Annotated in this window: 14 protein-coding genes; 10 read left to right on the plus strand and 4 right to left on the minus strand. The window is 72.3% G+C overall.

Annotated features, from left to right (window positions below):
* Nucleotides 1-73 precede the first annotated feature (73 nt).
* Together ACIOC0_RS35875 and ACIOC0_RS35880 are read left to right on the plus strand one after the other, a co-directional pair.
* Nucleotides 74-3,136: an AAA family ATPase gene (locus tag ACIOC0_RS35875; RefSeq protein ID WP_402160683.1), complete on the plus strand. Its 3,063-nt coding sequence runs from the start codon at nt 74-76 to the stop codon at nt 3,134-3,136.
* A gap of 35 nt (nt 3,137-3,171) precedes the next feature.
* The gene (locus ACIOC0_RS35880) at nt 3,172-3,375 is read left to right on the plus strand and encodes a DUF6191 domain-containing protein (protein WP_402160407.1); all 204 of its coding nucleotides are present in this window, start codon (nt 3,172-3,174) and stop codon (nt 3,373-3,375) included.
* A gap of 24 nt (nt 3,376-3,399) precedes the next feature.
* Here the strand turns inward: ACIOC0_RS35880 and ACIOC0_RS35885 are convergent, their stop codons facing one another.
* Both ACIOC0_RS35885 and ACIOC0_RS35890 read right to left on the minus strand, forming a co-directional pair.
* Nucleotides 3,400-4,611, minus strand: a complete 1,212-nt coding sequence (locus ACIOC0_RS35885) for a PQQ-dependent sugar dehydrogenase (protein WP_402160410.1) — start codon at nt 4,609-4,611, stop codon at nt 3,400-3,402.
* A gap of 197 nt (nt 4,612-4,808) precedes the next feature.
* A complete protein-coding gene (locus ACIOC0_RS35890) occupies nt 4,809-5,807 on the minus strand; it encodes an aldo/keto reductase (RefSeq protein ID WP_402160685.1) in 999 nt (332 codons plus the stop codon).
* Nucleotides 5,808-5,883: 76 nt separating this feature from the next.
* Between ACIOC0_RS35890 and ACIOC0_RS35895 the strand changes: the two genes are divergently transcribed.
* From ACIOC0_RS35895 to serA, 6 genes are all read left to right on the plus strand, one after another.
* Nucleotides 5,884-6,861 carry a 2-hydroxyacid dehydrogenase gene (locus ACIOC0_RS35895; protein WP_402160411.1) on the plus strand — a complete coding sequence of 326 codons (978 nt, stop codon included), beginning with the start codon at nt 5,884-5,886 and terminating at the stop codon, nt 6,859-6,861.
* A 328-nt stretch (nt 6,862-7,189) separates the two neighbouring features.
* On the plus strand, nt 7,190-10,201 hold the full coding sequence (locus ACIOC0_RS35900) for a putative bifunctional diguanylate cyclase/phosphodiesterase (RefSeq protein ID WP_402160687.1): 3,012 nt from the start codon (nt 7,190-7,192) through the stop codon (nt 10,199-10,201).
* A gap of 227 nt (nt 10,202-10,428) precedes the next feature.
* Nucleotides 10,429-12,282 (plus strand): acetolactate synthase large subunit, encoded by a 1,854-nt coding sequence (locus tag ACIOC0_RS35905; protein WP_402160414.1) that lies wholly within the window; start codon nt 10,429-10,431, stop codon nt 12,280-12,282.
* A gap of 20 nt (nt 12,283-12,302) precedes the next feature.
* Entirely contained in the window at nt 12,303-12,827 is a 525-nt protein-coding gene (ilvN, locus tag ACIOC0_RS35910; protein WP_130443246.1) for an acetolactate synthase small subunit, read from the plus strand.
* 117 nt (nt 12,828-12,944) lie between these two features.
* Nucleotides 12,945-13,943 carry a ketol-acid reductoisomerase gene (gene ilvC, locus ACIOC0_RS35915; RefSeq protein WP_351098877.1) on the plus strand — a complete coding sequence of 333 codons (999 nt, stop codon included), beginning with the start codon at nt 12,945-12,947 and terminating at the stop codon, nt 13,941-13,943.
* 426 nt (nt 13,944-14,369) lie between these two features.
* A complete protein-coding gene (serA, locus tag ACIOC0_RS35920) occupies nt 14,370-15,959 on the plus strand; it encodes a phosphoglycerate dehydrogenase (RefSeq protein ID WP_130443242.1) in 1,590 nt (529 codons plus the stop codon).
* A gap of 69 nt (nt 15,960-16,028) precedes the next feature.
* On the opposite strand, the gene ACIOC0_RS35925 is transcribed toward serA, so the two are convergent.
* Nucleotides 16,029-17,534, minus strand: coding sequence for an MFS transporter (locus ACIOC0_RS35925; protein ID WP_402160416.1), 1,506 nt, complete (start codon nt 17,532-17,534; stop codon nt 16,029-16,031).
* Between the two features lie 111 nt (nt 17,535-17,645).
* Between ACIOC0_RS35925 and ACIOC0_RS35930 the strand changes: the two genes are divergently transcribed.
* Entirely contained in the window at nt 17,646-18,248 is a 603-nt protein-coding gene (locus ACIOC0_RS35930; RefSeq protein WP_402160419.1) for a TetR/AcrR family transcriptional regulator, read from the plus strand.
* Between the two features lie 9 nt (nt 18,249-18,257).
* Here the strand turns inward: ACIOC0_RS35930 and ACIOC0_RS35935 are convergent, their stop codons facing one another.
* Nucleotides 18,258-19,493: a PucR family transcriptional regulator gene (locus ACIOC0_RS35935; protein ID WP_402160421.1), complete on the minus strand. Its 1,236-nt coding sequence runs from the start codon at nt 19,491-19,493 to the stop codon at nt 18,258-18,260.
* 162 nt (nt 19,494-19,655) lie between these two features.
* On the opposite strand from ACIOC0_RS35935, the gene ACIOC0_RS35940 reads away from it, so the two are divergent.
* Complete coding sequence (locus ACIOC0_RS35940) at nt 19,656-20,582, plus strand: proline dehydrogenase family protein (protein ID WP_402160424.1); 927 nt, start codon at nt 19,656-19,658, stop codon at nt 20,580-20,582.
* Nucleotides 20,583-20,596: the final 14 nt, after the last annotated feature.

Raw genomic sequence — 20,596 nt, forward strand, 5'->3', positions numbered from 1 at the left:
CGCTTCCCGCGCCTCCGCGACGACGACCACCGCCGTGACGACGACCACTGGGGCGGTTCCACGCCGCTGTGCGATGCTCGCCCCCGTGGATACCAGGTGCGTCAGTCCCGTCTTCGTAGGCCGAGCCGAGGAGTTGGGCGTCCTGAACGACGCCCTCTCCCGCGCCGCCGCGGGAGAACCGCAGGCACTGCTCATCGGCGGCGAGGCCGGGGTGGGCAAGACCCGGCTCGTCGAGGAGTTCGCCCGCACGGCCGCCACGGCCGCCACGGCCGGACGCCCCGGCGACCACCGCCCCGCCGCCGTCGTCGCCCTCGGCGGCTGCGTCGAGATCGGCGCCGACGGACTGCCCTTCGCGCCCTTCTCCACCGCCCTGCGCGCCCTGCGCCGCGCCCTGCCCGCGGAACTGGCCGCCGCGGCGGCCGGCCAGGAAGACGAACTCGCCCGCTTGCTCCCCGAGTTGGGTGAGGCGACGGGGGGCCGGCACGACGAGGAGGGCATGGCCCGCCTCTTCGAACTCACCGCCCGCCTCCTGGAACGCGTCGCCGCCGACCGCACCGTCGTCGTCGCCCTGGAAGACCTGCACTGGGCCGACGCCTCCACCCGCCACCTCCTCGCCTACCTCCTGCGCACCCTGCGCACAGGACGCCTCGTCGTCCTCGCCACCTACCGCTCCGACGACATCCACCGCCGCCACCCGCTGCGCCCCCTGCTCGCCGAACTCGACCGGCTGCGCACCGTGCGCCGCCTCGAACTCGCCCGCCTCACCCGCGAGGAGGTCGGCCGGCAGGTCGCCGGCATCCTCGCCCAGGAACCCGACCCGGCCCAGGTCGACGACATATTCCAACGCTCCGACGGCAACGCCTTCTTCGTCGAGGAACTCGCCGTCGCCGCCCACGAGGGCTGCCGCACCGGACTCACCGACTCCCTGCGCGACCTGCTGCTCGTCCGCGTCGAAGCGCTGTCCGAGAGCGCCCAGAGCGTCGCCCGGATCGTGGCCGAGGGCGGCTCCACCGTCGAGCACCGGCTGCTCGCCGCCGTCGCCCGGCTCACCGAGGACGACCTCATCGAGGCGCTGCGGGCCGCCGTCGGCGCCAATCTCCTGCTCGCCACACCCACCGGGGACGGCTACCGCTTCCGCCACTCCCTCGTCCGCGAGGCCGTCAGCGACGACCTGCTCCCCGGCGAACGCTCCCGCCTCAACCGCCGCTACGCCGAAGCCCTCCAGGCCGACCCCACACTCGTCCCCGCCGACGAGCGCGTCATGCGGCTGGCCAGCTACTGGTACCACGCCCACGACCCGGCCAAGGCCCTGCCCGCCGTCCTCGACGCCTCCGTCGCCGCCCGCTCCCGGCACGCCTACAGCGAGCAACTGCGTCTGCTGGAACGGGCGATGGAACTCTGGGAGACCGTGCCCGGGGAGGTCCGCGCCCGGCTGCGCCCCGCCGACTACATCGAGGTCCCCCCGTCCCGCGACTGCGGCTCCGCCACCGAGCCGCTGTGCTACCTCGACCTCCTGGCCGAAGCGGCCGTCGCGGGACGCCTCTGCGGCGAACGCGAACGGGCACTGAAGATCACCAAGCGGGCGCTGCGCCTCCTGGAGGACGCCGACGACCCGCTGCGCGCCGCCTGGTTCTGGGTGCAGCGCTCCCGGCTGGTCCGCTTCCTCGGCCGGGGCAGCGGACGCGAGGAACTGGCCACCGCCCAGGACCTGATACGCGGCCTGCCGCCCAGCGAGGTGCACGCCGAGGTGCTCACCCACATGGCCAACTGGTCGCTGCTGCACGCCCCGGGCCCCGACGCCTACTCGGCGGGCGAGCACGCCGTGGAGTACGCCCGGATGGTCGGCGCCCGCGAGGTCGAGCTCAACGCCCGCCAGATCCTCGGCGTCCTCATGGTCGACGCCGGCCACGTCGAGGCCGGCCTCACCGAGCTGTACGAGGTCAAGGAGCGCGCGCTCGCCGAGGACGTCCCCTCCGTCGCCCTGAACGCCTACGTCAACCTGCCCAACGAACTGGAGGCCGTCGGCCGCTCCCACGAGGCCCTGCCCATCATCGAGGAGGGCGTGGCCTTCGCCCGGGGCCGCCAACTGGCCGAGAGCGAGGCCTGGATCCAGGCCAACCGAGCGGAATCCCTGATCTCCCTGGGGCGTTGGGACGAAGCCGAGCGCGCCTGCGCCGTCGCCGGCCGTATCGGCCTCGGCGTCGCCATGCAGGGCTTCCATGCCGCACTGTCCGCCGAACTCGCCCTCTGCCGCGGTGACCTCACCGAAGCCAGACACCAACTGGAGTCCGCCCGCGGCTACTTCGGTGCCCAGGACCACTCGCCCCACCACGAGATCCCCCTCGCCCGCCTCGCCGTCTCCCTCGCCGCGGCCGACGGCCGCCTTCAGGACGCCCGCGACCACCTCACCCGCGTCCTCGACCGGGGCTTCCCGCCCGGCGCCCAGCGCTACGCCTGGCCTCTGCTGATCACCGCCGCCTCCGTCGAGGGCGACGCCCGCACCCGGCCCTCCGCCGAGGAGGGCCGCGCCGCGGTCCTCGACCGCATCCGCGAGGCCGCCAAGCAACTCCCCGCGATCGTCCCCGTCTGGCAGGCCCACGCACACTGGCTGTCCGTGGAACTCCTGCGCGCCGAGGGCTGCGCCCGCCCCGGGGACTGGTGCTCGACGGTCACCGCGTTCGAGGCCCTGGAGCGCCCCTACGACCTCGCCCGCACCCGGTACCGCCAGGCCGAGGCGCTCCTTGACGCCGGCGGCGACGACGAACGCGAGCGTGCCGGCGAACTGCTCCGCCTCGCCCACGCGGTGGCCGGACACATCGGCGCCCGCCCGCTCGCCGACGCGGTCGCCCGGCTCGCCCAGCGCGCCCGCCTCGCCCTGGCCGCCCGATCGGCCGGCGCACCGGACGACCCCGTCCGCGCCCTCGGCCTCACCGACCGCGAACGCGACGTCCTGCGCCTGGTCTCCGCCGGCCGCACCAACCGGCAGATCGCGCAGGAGCTGTTCATCTCACCCAAGACGGCGAGTGTCCACGTCTCCAACATCCTGGCCAAGCTCGGCGTCTCCGGCCGCGGCGAGGCGGCGGCGACGGCGCACCGGCTGGGGCTCTTCCCGGCCGAGACGCCCGCGACGCGCTGAGGCGTACGCTGGCAGGACCCGGCTGTGGAGGCGCTGTGTTCAACATGTTCGAGGAACTGTTCGCGCCCGGCCGCAAGCACACCCGCGACGAGCAGAACCGCCTGGAGCTGACCCGGGAGGACGTCGGCGACACCGACCCCGGTCACGGGCCGATAGACCTGTCCTCCGGCAAAGTCGTCGTCCGCCCGCCGGCACCGCCGGCGGACCGGGGCGAGGGGGAGCCGGAGGCGGGCGCGTGAGCCGCACGGCGCACCTCGGGGCGCTCAGCTCACCCGGAGTTCCAGTATTCGGTCGTCGCCCCCCTCGGGCGCGCCCCGGCCGTCCGTGTTGCTGGTGGTGACCCAGAGCCTGTCGCCGCCCGCCGCGACCACCGTGCGCAGCCGGCCGTACTCGCCCTCCAGGAAGGCCTGGGGGTCCGCCGACGCCTGCGTGCCCTTCAGCGGGACGCGCCACAGCCGCTTCCCGCGCAGGCCCGCCATCCAGATCGAGCCCTTGGCGTAGGCGATGCCGCTGGGGGAGGCCTGGTCGGTGCTCCACTGGGCGAGGGGGTTGCGGTAGGCCGGGTCGTCCGACCTGCCCTCGACCTCGGGCCAGCCGTAGTCGCCGCCCGGCGTGATCGCGTTCAGCTCGTCCCACGTCTTCTGGCCGAACTCCGCCGCGAACAGGCGCTGCTCGGAGTCCCAGGCGAGGCCCTGCACATTGCGGTGCCCGTACGAGTACACAGGGGAGTCGGGGAACGGGTTGCCCGGGGCCGGCTCCCCCTCCGGGGTCAGCCGCAGGATCTTGCCGCCCAGGGACTCCTTGTTCTGGGCCAGCCCCTCGTCGCCGGTCTCGCCCGTGCCCGCGTAGAGCATCCGGTCCGGGCCGAAGGCGATCCGGCCGCCGTTGTGGATCATGCCCTTGGGTATGCCCCTGAACACCGTGTCGGGTGCGCCCAACTGCTCCCCGGCGGGCCGCCGCGCGTCGTACAGCATGCGTACGACGCGGTTGTCCGAGGCGGAGGTGTAGTAGGCGTAGACCATGTGGTCCGCGGCGTAGTCGGGGGAGAGGGCCAGGCCGAGCAGACCGCCCTCGCCGGCCGCCGAGACCCCCGGCACCTCGCCCAGCAGGGTCTTCCTCCCCGTCGCCGCGTCGACCCGGGTGATCGTCCCCTCGTCACGCGAGGCGACCAGCAGACCGCCCTCGGGCAGCGGGGCGAGACCCCAGGGGCTGTTCAGCCCCTCGGCCACCGTGCGCACCACCGTGACGGTGCCCTTGGCGGGCGGGGTCGCCTCGGCGGGGGACTGCGCGGGCGGGGACGCGGCGGATGTGGGCGCGGCGGACGGCCTCGCCGCGCCACCGGCCGGCCCTCCACCGTCGGAGGAGCAGCCGGCCGCCAAAAGAAGCGCACTCGCGGCCGCCACGGCCCTCACTGCTCGACGCTGCACGATCTTGGTCCCTTCGCCACAACGCTCACGGCACCCTCCCCTTGTCATACACCGCCCACCCCGCCAGAGTTCCCGATCCCCGATTCCCAACGCAGAACACGGACCCCGGGCAGGGCACCCCACCCGAGGGGCGCGGGGAACTGCGCGCAGAGCCACGACGCCGCCGCACCCGAAGACAGGCATCGACCAGGCCATGTCACCCCCGGGCAGGGCACCCCACCCCTGCCCGCGCCCCCAGCGGAGCGTCATTCCCAAGACACCCGCGCCGCCGGCAACGCCGACACCTCCGCCAGGTCGCGCACGGCCAGCCGCAGCCCGCACGCCGCGGCGTTCTGCGTGACCCAGCGTTCCTGCTTGGTCCCCGGCACCGGGATCACGTTCCGGCCCTGGGCCAGCACCCACGCCAGCGCCACCTGCGCCGCCGTCACCGTGTCGCCGTGCCGCGCGGCCACCCGCCGCAGCCCGGCGACGATCGGCTGGTTCGCGGCCATCATCTCGGCGGTGAACCGGGGGTGCCGGGCCCGCATGTCGTCCGGCTCGAAGCCCTGCCCCGGGGTCAGCGTCCCGGTGAGGAAGCCGTTGCCCAGCGGCATCGCCGCGAGGAAGCCCACCCCGCGCGCCTCGCACCACGGCAGCAGCGCGTCCAGCGCCTCCGGCGACCACACCGACAGCTCCGCCTCCACCGCGCTCACCGGGAAGACCTGCTGCACCCGCCGCAACTGCCGGATCGTCGCGTCGTAGAGCCGCCCGCCCGACCGCCGGCCGCCCCGCGCGCCCACCGCGCACAACCCCAACGCCCGTACCTTGCCCGCCTGTACGAGCTCCGCCATCGCGCCCCAGGTCTCCTCCACGGGAACCTCGGGGTCGGCCCGGTGCAGCTGGTAGAGGTCGATGACGTCCGTCTGCAGCCGCCGCAGCGAGGCGTCGCAGGCTCTTCTCACGTATCCGGGACGGCCGTTGGCCACGATGTGCTGCTCGCCGACCAGCAGCCCCACCTTCGTCGACACGAACGCGTCAGCGCGCCGCTCCTTCAACACCCGCCCCACCAAAAGCTCGTTGGTGAACGGGCCGTACATGTCGGCCGTGTCCAGAAGGGAGGCGCCCAGATCCAGTGCCCGGTGCAATGCCCTCAGCGACTCGTCGCCCCGCTGCCGCGACCCGCTGTAAGCCCAGCTCATCGGCATGCACCCGAGTCCGACGGCCCCCACCGCGAGCGCCGCCGCGCCGATCGTCCTGCGCTCCACCTGCTCGTGACCCTCCCTGTCCTGGCCCACCAACCTAACCTCTGCACGCGCGCGTGCCTCACATAGCCTCCTGAGCATGACTACGGACACACCCCGCGACGTCTGGCTGCCCATCCCGCCCGACGAGATCGACGGCCTTCCCGAGGGTCCCCGCTATCTCTTCTGGGACGGCGGCGACGCCGGCGAGCAGGACTTCCCCGGCGATCCCGCGGACTGCGTCCTGTACGTGGTGCCGTACATGAAGCGTCAGCCGGTCAAGGTGCGCCCGCTGCGCGAGATGCGCCGCCTCCAGGTCGTGCAGACCCTCACCGCGGGCGTCGACGACATCACCGCCCGGCTGTCCGACCTCGTGCCCGGGGTGCGGCTGTGCAACGCGCGCGGGGTGCACGAGGCCAGCACCGCGGAGCTCGCCCTCACCCTGACCCTGGCCTCCCTGCGCGGGATCCCGCAGTTCGTGCGCGCGCAGGAACAGGGCGTGTGGCGCGGCGAGTTCCATCCGGCGCTCGCCGACAAGAACGTCCTCGTCGTCGGCTACGGGGCCATCGGCGAGGCGATCGAGGACCGGCTCGTGCCCTTCGAGGTGGCGCGGGTGGCGCGCGTCGCGCGCTCCGCGCGCACCACGGAGCGCGGCCCGGTGCACCCCTTCACCGATCTGCCCGCCCTCCTCCCCGAAGCGGACGTCGTGATCCTCTCGACGCCCCTCAACACCAGCACCCGCGGCCTCGTGGACGGCGACTTCCTCGCCCGCATGAAGGACGGCGCCCTCCTCGTCAACGTGGCCCGCGGCGCGGTCGTGGACACCAAGGCCCTGCTCACGGAGGTGCAGAGCGGCCGGCTCACCGCCGCCCTGGACGTCACCGACCCCGAGCCGCTGCCCCCGGGCCACCCGCTGTGGCGGGCGCCGGGCGTTCTGATCAGCCCGCACGTCGGCGGCCCCACGTCCGCGTTCCGGCCGCGCGCCGAACGGCTGCTGGCGGACCAGTTGAGGCGATTCGTGAACCAGGAGCCGCTGCGCAACGTGATCCTGACGACGGGCGCCACGGACGAGACGTGACGGCCGTGGCACGCGGGCGCTCCGGTTCGGGCACCCTCCGCAGTCCCGCGGACGCGGTACGTGCGCGCGTCGCCGCTGGTCGTCACTGAGCGTAGAGGAACTATGTCCCTGAGTGACGAGACTGGTGTATCGTCCGGACTGGGGCTGCGCCGCGCACCGTTCGGCGCCGGGGACGAACATTCCAGACGTGAGGGGGGCGACGGGCGATGCACGGCCAATGGACGAACGATCCGACGCGGTGGAGCGGCCGCCGACGGCCCTGCCACGCGGCCACGCGCCGACGACGCGGCGGCCCCGCCGGTCACCGGGCACCGACCGGGAGGCCACGGTGAGTTCGCCGCCGACCTCCACCCCCCTCCTCGACGGAGCGCCGCGCGCGCACCCGGCGCCGGGTGCGTCGCCGTCCGAGCCGCCGTCCTGCGGCCATGGACCGGGAGCGGTCCGCCAACTGGTGCTGGCCCTGGTGTGCGCGGGATACGCCGTCGGCTCCGCGTGCGGCTGGGGATCCGACCGGACCGCCCTGGTCATGGGCGACTTCGGCCTCGCCGCCGCGGCGGGGACGGCGGCGGTGTCCTGCTTCCTCTACGCGCGCAACCGCCGCATCCGCTTTCGGCCCGCGTGGCTGCTGTTCGGGCTCTCCTCGACGATGGCCGCCCTCGGCAACCTGGTCTGGGGCTGGTACGAGGTCGTGCTGAACCGGCCCGTGCCCAGCCCCAGCTACGCCGACCTCTTCTTCCTGTGCTTCGCGCCGCCCGCGATCGTGGGACTGCTGGTGCTGGCCGCCCGCCCCGTCACCAAGGCCGGCTGGGTCTGCCTCGGGCTCGACGCGTGGCTGATCGCCGGCTCACTTCTCACGCTCTCCTGGAGCCTCGCGCTCGCCCAAGCGGCGCAGCTCGACGGCCCCAGCGTGGCCCACGCCGCGCTGTCCCTCGCCTACCCGCTGCTCGACATCGCCCTCGTCAGCATGGTGCTGGTGCTCCACTTCCGGCGCTCGCCGGTCAACCGCACGGCGGTCAACACCGCCGTCGGCGCCCTGGCGCTGACCGTCATGTGCGACGCCTTGTTCACCTCACCGCTCCTGCACCACTCCTACCGCTCGGGCCAACTCCTCGACGCGGGTTGGTTCGCGGGCTCGCTGCTGCTCGCCTACGCCCCCTGGGCCGCGGACCGGCGGCACCGGCGCGGCGAGGACGGGCGCACGCGTGTGGTGCACGAGCACCTGCCCGGCCGGCGCACCGGCATCGTCGCGCCCCCGCAGCGCGACCCCCGGCCGCAGCCGCCCGGCGAGCACGCCCGGTACCCCGCCACCCGCCCCATCACCGGCTCCCTCGGCGCCCTCACGCCGTACCTCGCGGCCGCCGTGTGCACCCTGGGCATCCTCTACAACGTCCTCAACGGCCGCAGCGTCGACCGCGTGGTCCTCCTGACCGGCGGCACCGTCGTGCTGGCCCTCGTGGTGCGCCAGGGCATCATGCTGCTCGACAACATCACCCTCACCCAGGAACTGGCCCAGAAGGAGAACTACTTCCGCTCCCTGGTGCAGGGCTCCAGCGACGTCATCATGATCGCCGCGCCCAGCGGCATCCTGCGTTACGTCTCCCCGGCCGCCGCCGGCGTCTACGGACGGTCCGCGGAGGACCTGGTGGGCACCGAACTGGCCCAGCTCATCCACCCGGAGGACCTGGGCTGCGTGGTGCACGAGGTGCGCCGCTTCCTCGCCGCCAGCCCCAAGGACGAACCCACCACCCGTATCGAGTGCCGCTTCCGCTCCGGCGACGGCGGCTGGCTCAACGTCGAGTCGACCGTCAACCGCCATCAGGGCGGCCTGATCTTCAACAGCAGGGACGTCACCGAACGCGTGCGTCTGCAGGCGCAGCTCCAGCACAACGCCGAGCACGACCCGCTCACGGACCTGCCCAACCGGGCGCTGTTCACCCGGCGCGTGCGGCAGGCGCTCTCCGGCCGCCGCAGCTCCGACCGGGGCACCGCCCTGCGCAACACCGCCGTCCTCTTCATCGACCTCGACGGCTTCAAGGCCGTCAACGACACCATCGGCCACCAGGCCGGGGACGAACTGCTCGTCCAGGCCGCCCGCAGGCTCCAGGACTCCGTCCGTCAGGGCGACACCGCCGCCCGGCTCGGCGGCGACGAGTTCGCGGCGCTCATCGTCGGGGACGGCACCCGCGACCGCTCCGCGCGCGAGCGGCACATCGTCGACCTCGCCGACCGGCTGAGGGTCACGCTGTCCCAGCCCTACCTCATCGACGGCAGCGAGGTCAGGGTGGCCGCGTCCATCGGCGTCGCCTTCGCCGAGACCGGGCTCGGCGCCGGCGAACTGCTGCGCAACGCCGACCTCGCGATGTACCGGGCCAAGGCGGGCGGCAAGGGCCGGGTCGAGCTGTACAAGCCGCAGATGCAGCAGGACGTCGTCCGCAAGGCCGAGCTGGCCACGCGGCTGAGGGCCGCCCTGCACGACGGCGAGTTCGCCCTGCTGCACCAGCCGGTGGTGCGGCTGGAGGACGGCCGGATCGCATCGGTCGCCGCCCAGGCGCGCTGGCGGTCCTCCCAGGGCGTGCTGTTCACACCGGCGGAGTTCCTGCGGGTCTCGCAGGACGCCGACGACAGCGACAAGACCGCCGAACTGGGCCGCTGGACGCTGGAGGAGGCCGTCGCCCAGGCCGCAGACCGGGCCGCAGGCGGGCTGAACCAGCCGGTGGTCGTGCGGGTGGGCGCCCGTCGCCTGCTGGATCGGTCGATGCCGCTGGGCTCCGTCGAGGCACTGCTGACCCGGCACGGACTGCCGCCCGCGTCACTGGTGATAGAGCTGTCCGACATCGACTCCCGGGTGCCGCTGGACGACCTGGAGCGCCGGCTGGGCGCCCTGCGCCGGCTCGGCGTGCGGATCGCGCTGGACGGCTTCGGCGGCTGCGTGGCCATAACGGCCCTGCGCCGGCTGCCCGTCGATGTGCTCAAGCTCGACCGCGGGCTGGTGGAGGGCGTCGTCGAGTCCGCGCGGCTGCACAAGATCACCAGCGGGCTGCTGCGGATCGCGGGCGACCTCGGACTCCAGTCCGTGGCCGAGGGAGTGGACCTGCCCGAACAGGTCGTCGCCCTGCGCGCGATGGGCTGTACGCACGGGCAGGGGATGGCGTTCTCCGGGCCGCTCGACGAGTACCGGCTGCGCCGGGCCCTCGGCCGCGGCGACTACCCGGTGCCGCACGGACCCGTCGAACCCGCGTTCGCGGGCGGCGGGACGGCGACGTACACCAGCGGCATCAGCGCCGTCCTGGGCGGGACGCCCCTACGCTCACATAATGAGACCCATGTCCCACCCACTTGACAGTCGGTGCGCGCCGGGGGGAGGGTCAGTGCCATGCGCACCCGAATTCTCGTACTTGGAAAGCGCGTCGGCTGAAGCTGGTGACGCTCCGGACGGACCCGGAACTCCCAGCGACCCCACCCGGCGCGCTCCCCTCGCTTGCCCTTTGGCACGAGGGGTTTTTTGTTGCACAGGCAGCATTCGCACACCGTACAAACAACGCAAAAACCCTCAGCATCGAGAAGAGAATGCCGATGACCGAGCAGGCCACCGGGGCCAGTCACCCGCAGCCCCGGCCCCGATCCGGAGGACACTCCGCTTCCGTCGAGAGCGTGACGGGCGCGCAGTCCCTCATCCGCTCCCTCGAGGAGGTCGGCGCCGACACGGTATTCGGCATTCCCGGCGGTGCGATCCTCCCCGCCTACGACCCGCTGATGGACTCGACCCGGGTGCGCCACGTCCTGGTCCGTCACGAGCAGGGCGCCGGCCACGCGGCCACCGGCTACGCGCAGGCCACCGGCAAGGTCGGCGTCTGCATGGCCACCTCCGGCCCCGGCGCCACCAACCTGGTCACCCCCATCGCCGACGCGCACATGGACTCCGTGCCGCTGGTCGCGATCACCGGCCAGGTCGCCTCCAAGGCGATCGGCACCGACGCCTTCCAGGAGGCGGACATCGTCGGCATCACCATGCCGATCACCAAGCACAACTTCCTGGTCACCAAGGCGGAGGACATCCCGCGGGTCATCGCGCAGGCCTTCCACATCGCCTCCACCGGCCGTCCGGGCCCCGTCCTGGTCGACATCGCCAAGGACGCCCTCCAGGCGCGGACGACCTTCTCCTGGCCGCCCACCATGGACCTGCCCGGCTACCGGCCCGTCACCAAGCCGCACGCCAAGCAGATCCGCGAGGCCGCCAAGCTGATCACCGCCGCCAAGCGGCCGATCCTCTATGTCGGCGGCGGTGTCCTCAAGTCCGGCGCCACCGCCGAGCTGAAGGTCCTCGCCGAGCTGACCGGCGCGCCCGTCACCACCACGCTGATGGCGCTGGGCGCGTTCCCCGACAGCCACCCGCTGCACCTGGGCATGCCCGGCATGCACGGCTCGGTGGCCGCCGTCACCGGCCTGCAGAAGGCCGACCTGATCATCGCCCTCGGCGCCCGCTTCGACGACCGCGTCACCGGCAAGCTCGACAGCTTCGCCCCGTTCGCCAAGATCGTCCACGCGGACATCGACCCGGCGGAGATCGGCAAGAACCGTGAAGCCGACGTGCCGATCGTCGGGGACGCGCGCGAGGTCATCGCGGACCTGATCCAGGCGGTGCAGAAGGAGCACGGCGAGGGCCAGCAGGGCGACTACAGCGCCTGGTGGAAGGACCTGTCCCGCTGGCGCGAGACCTACCCCCTCGGCTACGACCAGCCCGCGGACGGCTCGCTGTCCCCGCAGCAGGTCATCGAGCGCATCGGTCAACTCGCCCCGGAGGGCACCGTCTTCGCGGCCGGCGTCGGCCAGCACCAGATGTGGGCCGCCCACTTCATCCAGTACGACAAGCCGGCCACCTGGCTGAACTCGGGCGGCGCCGGGACGATGGGCTACGCGGTCCCGGCCGCGATGGGCGCCAAGGCGGGCGTCCCGTCGAAGACCGTCTGGGCGATCGACGGCGACGGCTGCTTCCAGATGACCAACCAGGAGCTCACCACCTGCGCCCTGAACGGCATCCCGATCAAGGTCGCGGTCATCAACAACGGCGCGCTCGGCATGGTCCGCCAGTGGCAGACCCTGTTCTACAACCAGCGCTACTCCAACACGGTGCTGCACTCCGGCCCGGGCGACGTCAACCCGGAGGCCCGCGGCACGCGCGTCCCCGACTTCGTGAAGCTGTCGGAGGCGATGGGCTGCTACGCCATCCGCTGCGAGTCCCCGGACGACCTCGACAAGGTCATCGAGGAGGCGAACTCGGTGAACGACCGCCCGGTCGTCGTCGACTTCATCGTCCACGAGGACGCGATGGTGTGGCCGATGGTCGCCGCAGGCACCTCCAACGACGAGATCATGGCCGCCCGGGACGTCCGCCCCGACTTCGGCGACAACGAAGACGACTGAGCGAGGAAGACCCAAGAGACATGTCCAAGCACACGCTCTCCGTCCTGGTGGAGAACACCCCGGGCATCCTCGCCCGGATCGCCGCCCTGTTCTCCCGCCGCGGCTTCAACATCGACTCGCTCGCGGTCGGCGTCACCGAGCACCCCGACATCTCCCGCATCACCATCGTGGTGAGCGTCGACGACCTGCCGCTGGAGCAGGTGACCAAGCAGCTCAACAAGCTCGTCAACGTGCTGAAGATCGTCGAGCTGGACCCCTCGCAGGCGGTTCAGCGCGAACTCGTCCTGGTGAAGGTGCGCGCCGACAACGAGACGCGCTCCCAGATCGTCGAGATCGTCCAGCTCTTCCGCGCCAAGACCGTGGACGTCTCCCCGGAGGCCGTGACCATCGAGGCCACCGGCAGCAGCGACAAGCTGTCCGCCATGCTCAAGATGCTGGAACCGTACGGCATCAAGGAACTGGTCCAGTCCGGCACGATCGCGATCGGCCGTGGCGCCCGTTCGATCACCGACCGGTCGCTGCGCGCACTCGACCGTTCGGCCTGACGGCCGATACGGGCGGTCGGGTGACACCGGCCGCCCGTATACCGAGACCCCGAGACTTCCCTTCCGCCCGCCGTCATACGGTGGGACGCAACATCTGCATTCAAGGAGAGAACCCAAGTGGCCGAGCTGTTCTACGACGCTGACGCCGACCTGTCCATCATCCAGGGCCGCAAGGTCGCGGTCATCGGCTACGGCAGCCAGGGCCACGCCCACGCCCTGTCGCTCCGTGACTCGGGTGTCGACGTGCGGGTCGGTCTGCACGAGGGCTCCAAGTCCAAGGCGAAGGCCGAGGAGCAGGGCCTGCGCGTGGTGACCCCCGCCGAGGCCGCCGCCGAGGCCGACGTCATCATGATCCTCATCCCGGACCCGATCCAGGCCCAGGTCTACGAGGCGTCGATCGCCCCGAACCTGAAGGACGGCGACGCGCTGTTCTTCGCCCACGGCTTCAACGTCCGCTTCGGCTTCATCAAGCCCCCGGCCGGCGTGGACGTCGCCCTGGTCGCCCCCAAGGGCCCGGGCCACCTCGTCCGCCGCCAGTACGAGGAGGGCCGCGGCGTCCCCGCGATCGCCGCCGTCGAGCAGGACGCCACGGGCAACGCCTTCGACCTGGCCCTGTCGTACGCCAAGGCGATCGGCGGCACCCGCGCCGGCGTCATCAAGACGACCTTCACCGAGGAGACCGAGACCGACCTGTTCGGTGAGCAGGCCGTGCTCTGCGGCGGCACCTCGGCCCTGGTCAAGGCGGGCTTCGAGACCCTGGTCGAGGCCGGCTACCAGCCGGAGATCGCCTACTTCGAGTGCTTGCACGAGCTGAAGCTGATCGTGGACCTCATGTACGAGGGCGGCCTGGAGAAGATGCGCTGGAGCGTCTCCGAGACCGCCGAGTGGGGCGACTACGTCACCGGCCCGCGCATCATCACCGACGCCACCAAGGCCGAGATGAAGAAGGTCCTCGCCGAGATCCAGGACGGCACCTTCGCCCAGAACTGGATGGACGAGTACCACGGCGGCCTGAAGAAGTACGACGAGTACAAGACCCAGGACTCCGAGCACCTGCTGGAGACCACCGGCAAGCAGCTGCGCAAGCTGATGAGTTGGGTCGACGAGGAGGCGTAAGCCTCGGCGCCGGGGCCGGAGCCGATCGCTCCGGCCCTTTCGGCGAACCGCGGGTAACGTCGTACGAGTCGGTGTTGTCCACCCCGTCCATTCACGGACGGGTGATCCTTCCGCAGAGGCGCAAGACGACCTTTGCCGCAGCACTAGACTGCTGCACTAATACGCGTCAGGCCCACAGCGTCGTGCGTCTTCCGCGGCACAGCGACCCCGAGAAATATCCGGCACACCCCCGCGCCGTCCGGCACGCACTCTCGCCGCACCGGCCAAAGGCCCTGGTAGCTCCGCTACGAGGACCTTCGTCCGGCACACCGAGAGCACGCACCGAACAACGCGGGAGCGCACCTGAAATCTCCCGGCGCCGCTCCCCTCCACCGCCTGCGGCCGTCGGGACGGCCGTCCGCACGCATTGGACTTGTGAGGACTCACGTGAGCTCGAAACCCGTCGTACTCATCGCTGAAGAGCTGTCGCCCGCCACCGTCGACGCACTCGGGCCGGACTTCGAGATCCGGCACTGCAACGGAGCGGACCGGGCCGAGCTGCTCCCGGCCATCGCCGACGTCGACGCCATCCTGATCCGCTCGGCGACCAAGGTCGACGCCGAGGCGATCGCCGCCGCGCGCAAGCTGAAGGTCGTCGCCCGCGCCGGCGTCGGCCTGGACAACGTCGACGTCTCCGCCGCCACCAAGGCCGGCGTGATGGTCGTCAACGCCCCCACCTCCAACATCGTGACCGCCGCCGAGCTGGCCTGCGGTCTGATCCTCGCCACCGCCCGCAACATCCCGCAGGCCAACGCCGCGCTGAAGAACGCGGAGTGGAAGCGCAGCAAGTACACGGGCGTCGAGCTCGCCGAGAAGACCCTCGGCGTCGTCGGTCTCGGCCGCATCGGCGCGCTCGTCGCCCAGCGGATGTCCGCGTTCGGCATGAAGGTCGTCGCCTACGACCCCTACGTGCAGCCCGCGCGGGCCGCGCAGATGGGCGTCAAGGTGCTGACGCTGGACGAGCTGCTCGAGGTCTCCGACTTCATCACCGTCCACCTGCCCAAGACGCCCGAGACGGTCGGTCTCATCGGCGACGAGGCGCTGCGCAAGGTCAAGCCGGGCGTGCGCGTCGTCAACGCCGCGCGCGGCGGGATCGTCGACGAGGAGGCGCTGTACTCGGCGCTCAAGGAGGGCCGGGTCGCCGGCGCCGGCCTCGACGTGTACGCCAAGGAGCCCTGCACCGACTCGCCGCTGTTCGAGTTCGACCAGGTCGTCGCCACCCCGCACCTGGGCGCCTCCACCGACGAGGCTCAGGAGAAGGCCGGCATCGCCGTCGCCAAGTCCGTGCGCCTCGCCCTCGCCGGTGAGCTCGTGCCGGACGCGGTGAACGTCCAGGGCGGCGTCATCGCCGAGGACGTCAAGCCGGGTCTGCCGCTCGCCGAGCGCCTCGGCCGTATCTTCACCGCGCTCGCCGGCGAGGTCGCGGTCCGCCTCGACGTCGAGGTGTACGGCGAGATCACCCAGCACGACGTGAAGGTGCTGGAGCTGTCCGCCCTCAAGGGCGTCTTCGAGGACGTCGTCGACGAGACGGTGTCGTACGTCAACGCCCCGCTGTTCGCCCAGGAGCGCGGCGTCGAGGTGCGGCTGACGACCAGCTCGGAGTCGGCCGACCACCGCAACGTCGTCACCGTGCGCGGCACGCTCGGCAGCGGCGAGGAGGTGTCGGTCTCCGGCACGCTGGCCGGCCCCAAGCACCTCCAGAAGATCGTCGCCGTCGGCGAGTTCGACGTGGACCTCGCGCTCGCCGACCACATGGTCGTCCTGCGCTACGAGGACCGTCCGGGTGTCGTCGGCACCGTCGGCCGCATCCTCGGCGAGGCGGGCATCAACATCGCCGGCATGCAGGTCGCCCGTGCCACGGTCGGCGGCGAGGCGCTGGCCGTCCTGACCGTGGACGACACGGTCACCGCGGCCGTGCTGGCCGAGGTGGCGGAGGAGATCGGGGCGACGTCCGCGCGTTCCGTGAACCTCGTCTGACGCGACCCACGCACGAGCGCCGGGCGGGCTGACCGACGTCAGCCCGCCCGGCGCTCGTCCGTTTCCCCGTCACTTCACGCGGATGCTCCGCAGCGTCATGGCGGCCGCGACCGCCGATCCCGCCAGCAGCACCGCCGCCGCGACCGCCGCACCCTGCATCCCGCTGGTGAACGCCTCACGCGCGGCCGTGGCCAGGGCGTCTCCCGCGCGCCCCGGAAGCTGATCGGCGATCGCGAGCGCCCCGCCCAGGGTCTCCCGGGCCGCGTCCGGCGCCGAGGCCGGGACGTCGTGGCGGTAGACGGCCGTGCCTATGGAGCCGAGGACGGCCATCCCGAGGGCGCCGCCGAACTCGCCGCCCGTCTCCAGCAGGGAGGAGGCCGAGCCGGCGCGCTCGGCCGGGGCGGCCCCCAGCGCCAGGTCCGTCATCTGGGAGACGACCACGACCATCCCGGAGGCGAGGACCCCGCAGGCGACCAGCACGAGCCACAACGAGGCGGTGCCGGCGGGAAGCAGCAGGGCGTAGCCGGCCGCGGCGATCACGAAGCCCGCCGTGACGACGTGGGCCCGGTTGACCCCCTTCTGGACCAGGGCGGTGGCCAGCGGGGCCGTCATGCCGATCGGCACCGAGGGCAGCAGCGCCCACAGGGCCGCCTCCAGGGCGCTCTTGTCGAGGACCGACTGCAGGTACTGCGTGGTGAAGTACGCCGATCCCATCATGCCGAACGAGGCGACCAGGTTGAGGACGACGGCGGGCGCGAAACCGTGGCCGCGGAACAGCACGGGGGAGATCATCGGTGATTCCGCCGTGCGCTGGCGGTGGACGAAGAGGGCCGCGAAGAGCAGACCGACGGCGATCGAGACGACGTACTCGGCGTGCACGCCCTCGACGGCGATCTCCTTCAGGCCGTAGATCACGGGCAGTACGGCGGCCATCGACAGCGGGACGCTCGGCAGGTCGAAGCGGCCGGGGGAGGGGTCGCGCGACTCCGGCAGCAGAACCGGGCCGAGGACCAGCAGCAGGACCATCGCGGGCAGGTTGACCAGGAAGACCGAGCCCCACCAGAAGTACTCGACCAGCACCCCGCTCATCACCGAGCCGAGCGCGACGCCCGCCGTCATCACGCCCGACCACAGGCCGATCGCCTTCGCGCGCTGGCCGGGGTCGGTGAACATCGTGCGCAGCAGGGCCATCGTCGACGGCATCAGCGTGGCGCCCCCGATGCCGAGGACCGCGCGTGCGGCGATGAGGGTCTCGGGGCTTCCTGCGTACGCCGCCACCAGGGAGGCGGCGCCGAAGGCGGCCGCGCCGACCAGCAGCAGCCGGCGGCGGCCGAAGCGGTCGCCCAGCGAGCCCGCCGTCATCAGCAGGCCGGCCAGGACGAACCCGTAGATGTCGAAGATCCACAGTTGCTGGGCGCCGCTCGGCTCCAGGTCGGCGCTGATGGCCGGGACGGCGAAGTAGAGGACGGAGACGTCCATCGAGACCAGGAGCAGCGGGAGCATCAGGACGCCGAGGGCGGTCCATTCGCGGCGCCCTGCACGGGGGCCCGCAGAGGTGTGCGTCGAGTTCGTCATGCCGAGGACTGTACGGCCGTATTAAACGAATGTATAGGACGTCTGTATAAAACCACTGTGTAAAACTTTCGTCTAGGACGGATGTATGGATCGGGCGGTAGGCTGGTCCGCATGGGACACCGTGAGGATCTGCTCGACGGCGCCAAGCGCTGCCTGGTGCAGAAGGGCTTCGCGCGGACGACGGCGCGCGACATCGTCAAGGAGTCGGGGACCAATCTGGCCTCGATCGGCTACCACTACGGCTCGAAGGACGCGCTGCTCGCGCAGGCCTACGTGGCGCTGGTGGAGGACATGGGCCCGGCCTTCGACGGCGGCGGCGAGGGAAGCCTTCCCGGCGAGCCGGGCTCGCTGGAGCGCTTCCACGCACTCTGGTCCAACATCATCGGCACCATGCGGGAGCCCGGCTCGATCTGGCGGCTGGGCATGGAGGCCCTGGTCATGGGCGACCGGATGCCCGAGGTGCGCGACCATCTGGCGCGGGCCCAGCGGGAGGCGGGACGCGGTCTCGTGCCCCTGCTCATGGGCGGACGCGAGGAGGACGTCTCCGACGAGACCGCGGACACCCTCGGGGCCTTCTGCGTCACCCTGATGACGGGCCTCATCGCCCAGTGGAACTTCGACCCGGCGACCGCCCCCGACGCCGACCGGCTCACCGAGGGGATGCGCCAGGTGATCGCGGGGATGCGGCCCGCCGAGAACAGCACCGCCCCCTGAGGCGCGGCCTCACAGCCGGCGTGCCTTGAGCGCCATGTGCAGCAGCAGGCGGTCCTCGCCGTCGTCGAGGTCGAGGCCGGTCAGCTGCTCGACCCGGGACAGCCGGTAGTACAGCGTCTGTCGGTGGACGCCCAGCTCCGCCGCCGTGCGGCCGGCCTGGCCCGCGCAGTCCAGATACGTCTCGGCGGTGTGAGCCAGCTCGCGGTGCGCGGGGGCCAGCAAGGCGTGGACGGTCCGGTCGCGGACGGCCTCCGGGGGCAGCGCGGTCAGCAGCCGGTACGGCCCGATGTCCGCCCACTGGGCGACCGGCCCCAGCCGCGGCTCGGCGAGCACCGCCCGCGCCGACGCCGAGGCCTCCCGCCATGCCGTGCCCAACTCCGCGAGACCCGCCCGCCCCTCGGCCACCCCGGCGGCCGCCCGCGCCCCGGCGCCCTTCGTCGTGTCCGCCCCCGCGTCCCCGCTCGCCACCCGCTCCAGCAACCGCCCCGCCACCACGGTCGCGGGCGTCGACGCGGACGCCGAGCGGAGGCGCACCAGCACCGCAAGGCACTGCTCCGCCGCGCCCCACGGGACCGTGCACAGGGCCTCCGCGCCGGCGAGCGTGCGCAGGGAGGGGGCCTCGGCGGGGTCGGCGGACGGCCAGGGGGCCACGCACACCACCGTGTGGGGGGCGTCCGCGCGCGAGCCCAGCGCGGTGCGCAGCTCGGCCACCGCCATGTCCCGCTGCCAGCCCCGCCCGGCGGTCAGCACCGCCCGCAGCTCCCGGGTGAGGCCCGCGCCGTGCCGGGCCTCGTCGGCGAGCAGCGCGCCGATCCGGGCGGTCACCCGCATCGCGGCGGCCAGCTGCTCGTCCGAGGGGCCGGGATCGCCCTCCAGCAGCCAGACGTAACCGAGGACGACGCCCCGATGCCGCACCGGGAGACACACACGGCCCCGGTGGACGCCGGCCTCCGGGGTCGGCGGGATACGGACCGGGCCGGACGCCCGGGTGATGCCGAACCCCTCGAACCACGCCCGGACCGCGGCCGTGGAGCGCCGGGTCAGGATCGAGCGGGTGCGCACCGGGTCCAGGGCGGCGGCGTCGAGCTCGTCGTCGCTGTCGTACGCGCCGAAGGCGATCAGCTCGAAGTCGCGGTTCTCCAGCGTCGCCGGCGCGCCCAGCAGCTCCGACAGCTCGTCGACCAGCTCCTGGTAATCGCCTCTGAAGTCCCGGAAGTCCCCGCTCACCACGCCATTCTCCCGCATCGCGCGCGACCCTTCATACATCTGTCTGAGATCCGCGGCACGGATGCGTGACAGCTGTCGATGGCAGACGATCGGAGGGATCCTTAGGTTTCACGGTGGTTCTCCGTGCCGTCCCGGATCGTCGGGAACGGCCTCGTGTGGGTTGGTATGTGGAGGTGCCCCGTGCTGGGTCCCGTGATTCTCGCCGCGTCGCGCAGCGACCGGATGCGTCGTCTGATCTCGGCGGCCCCGGTGACCAAGCAGGTCGTCGACCGCTTCATCCCGGGCGAGACCGTCGACGACGTGCTCCCCATCATCGGCGAGCTCACCGCCCGTGGCCTGGAGCTGACGATGGACGTCGTCGGCGAGGACATCACCACGCCCGAGCAGGCCGCCGCGGCCCGGGACGCCTACCTGGACCTGATCGGCCGGCTGGCCGGGCTGGAGCTCGGCGAGCGCGTCGAGATGTCCGTGAAGCTGTCGATGTTCGGCCAGGCGCTCCCCGGCGGTCACGAGCTGGCGCTCGCCAACGTCCGCCCGGTCGTCGAGGCCGCCGCCGCCATCGGCACCACCGTCACCCTCGACGCCGAGGACCACACCACCCTCGACTCGATGTTCGCCATCCACGAGGAGCTGCGGAAGGACTTCCCGCAGACCGGCTGCGTCATCCAGGCCTACCTCTTCCGCACCGAGGCCGACGCCCGCCGCCTCGCCGGCAGCGGCAGCCGCGTCCGCCTGGTGAAGGGCGCGTACAAGGAGCCCGCAGAGGTCGCCCACCAGGACAAGCGCGAGATCGACAAGGCGTACGTCCGCGTACTGCGGACGCTGATGGAGGGCGAGGGGTACCCGATGATCGGGTCGCACGACCCGCGCCTGATCTCCATTGCCCAGGAACTGGCCCGGCGCGCCGGCCGCAAGCTCGACGAATACGAGTTCCAGATGCTGTACGGCATCCGCGGCGAGGAACACCTCCGGCTCGCCGCCGAGGGCCACCGCATGCGCGTCTACACCGCCTACGGCACCGACTGGTACGGCTACTTCATGCGCCGCCTCGCGGAGAAGCCGGCGAACCTGCGCTTCTTCGTGCGGAGCATGGTCACCAAGGGCTGAGCCCGCACCACCCC

The sequence above is a fragment of the Streptomyces sp. NPDC088254 genome, from assembly GCF_044740925.1.
Taxonomy (GTDB): domain Bacteria; phylum Actinomycetota; class Actinomycetes; order Streptomycetales; family Streptomycetaceae; genus Streptomyces.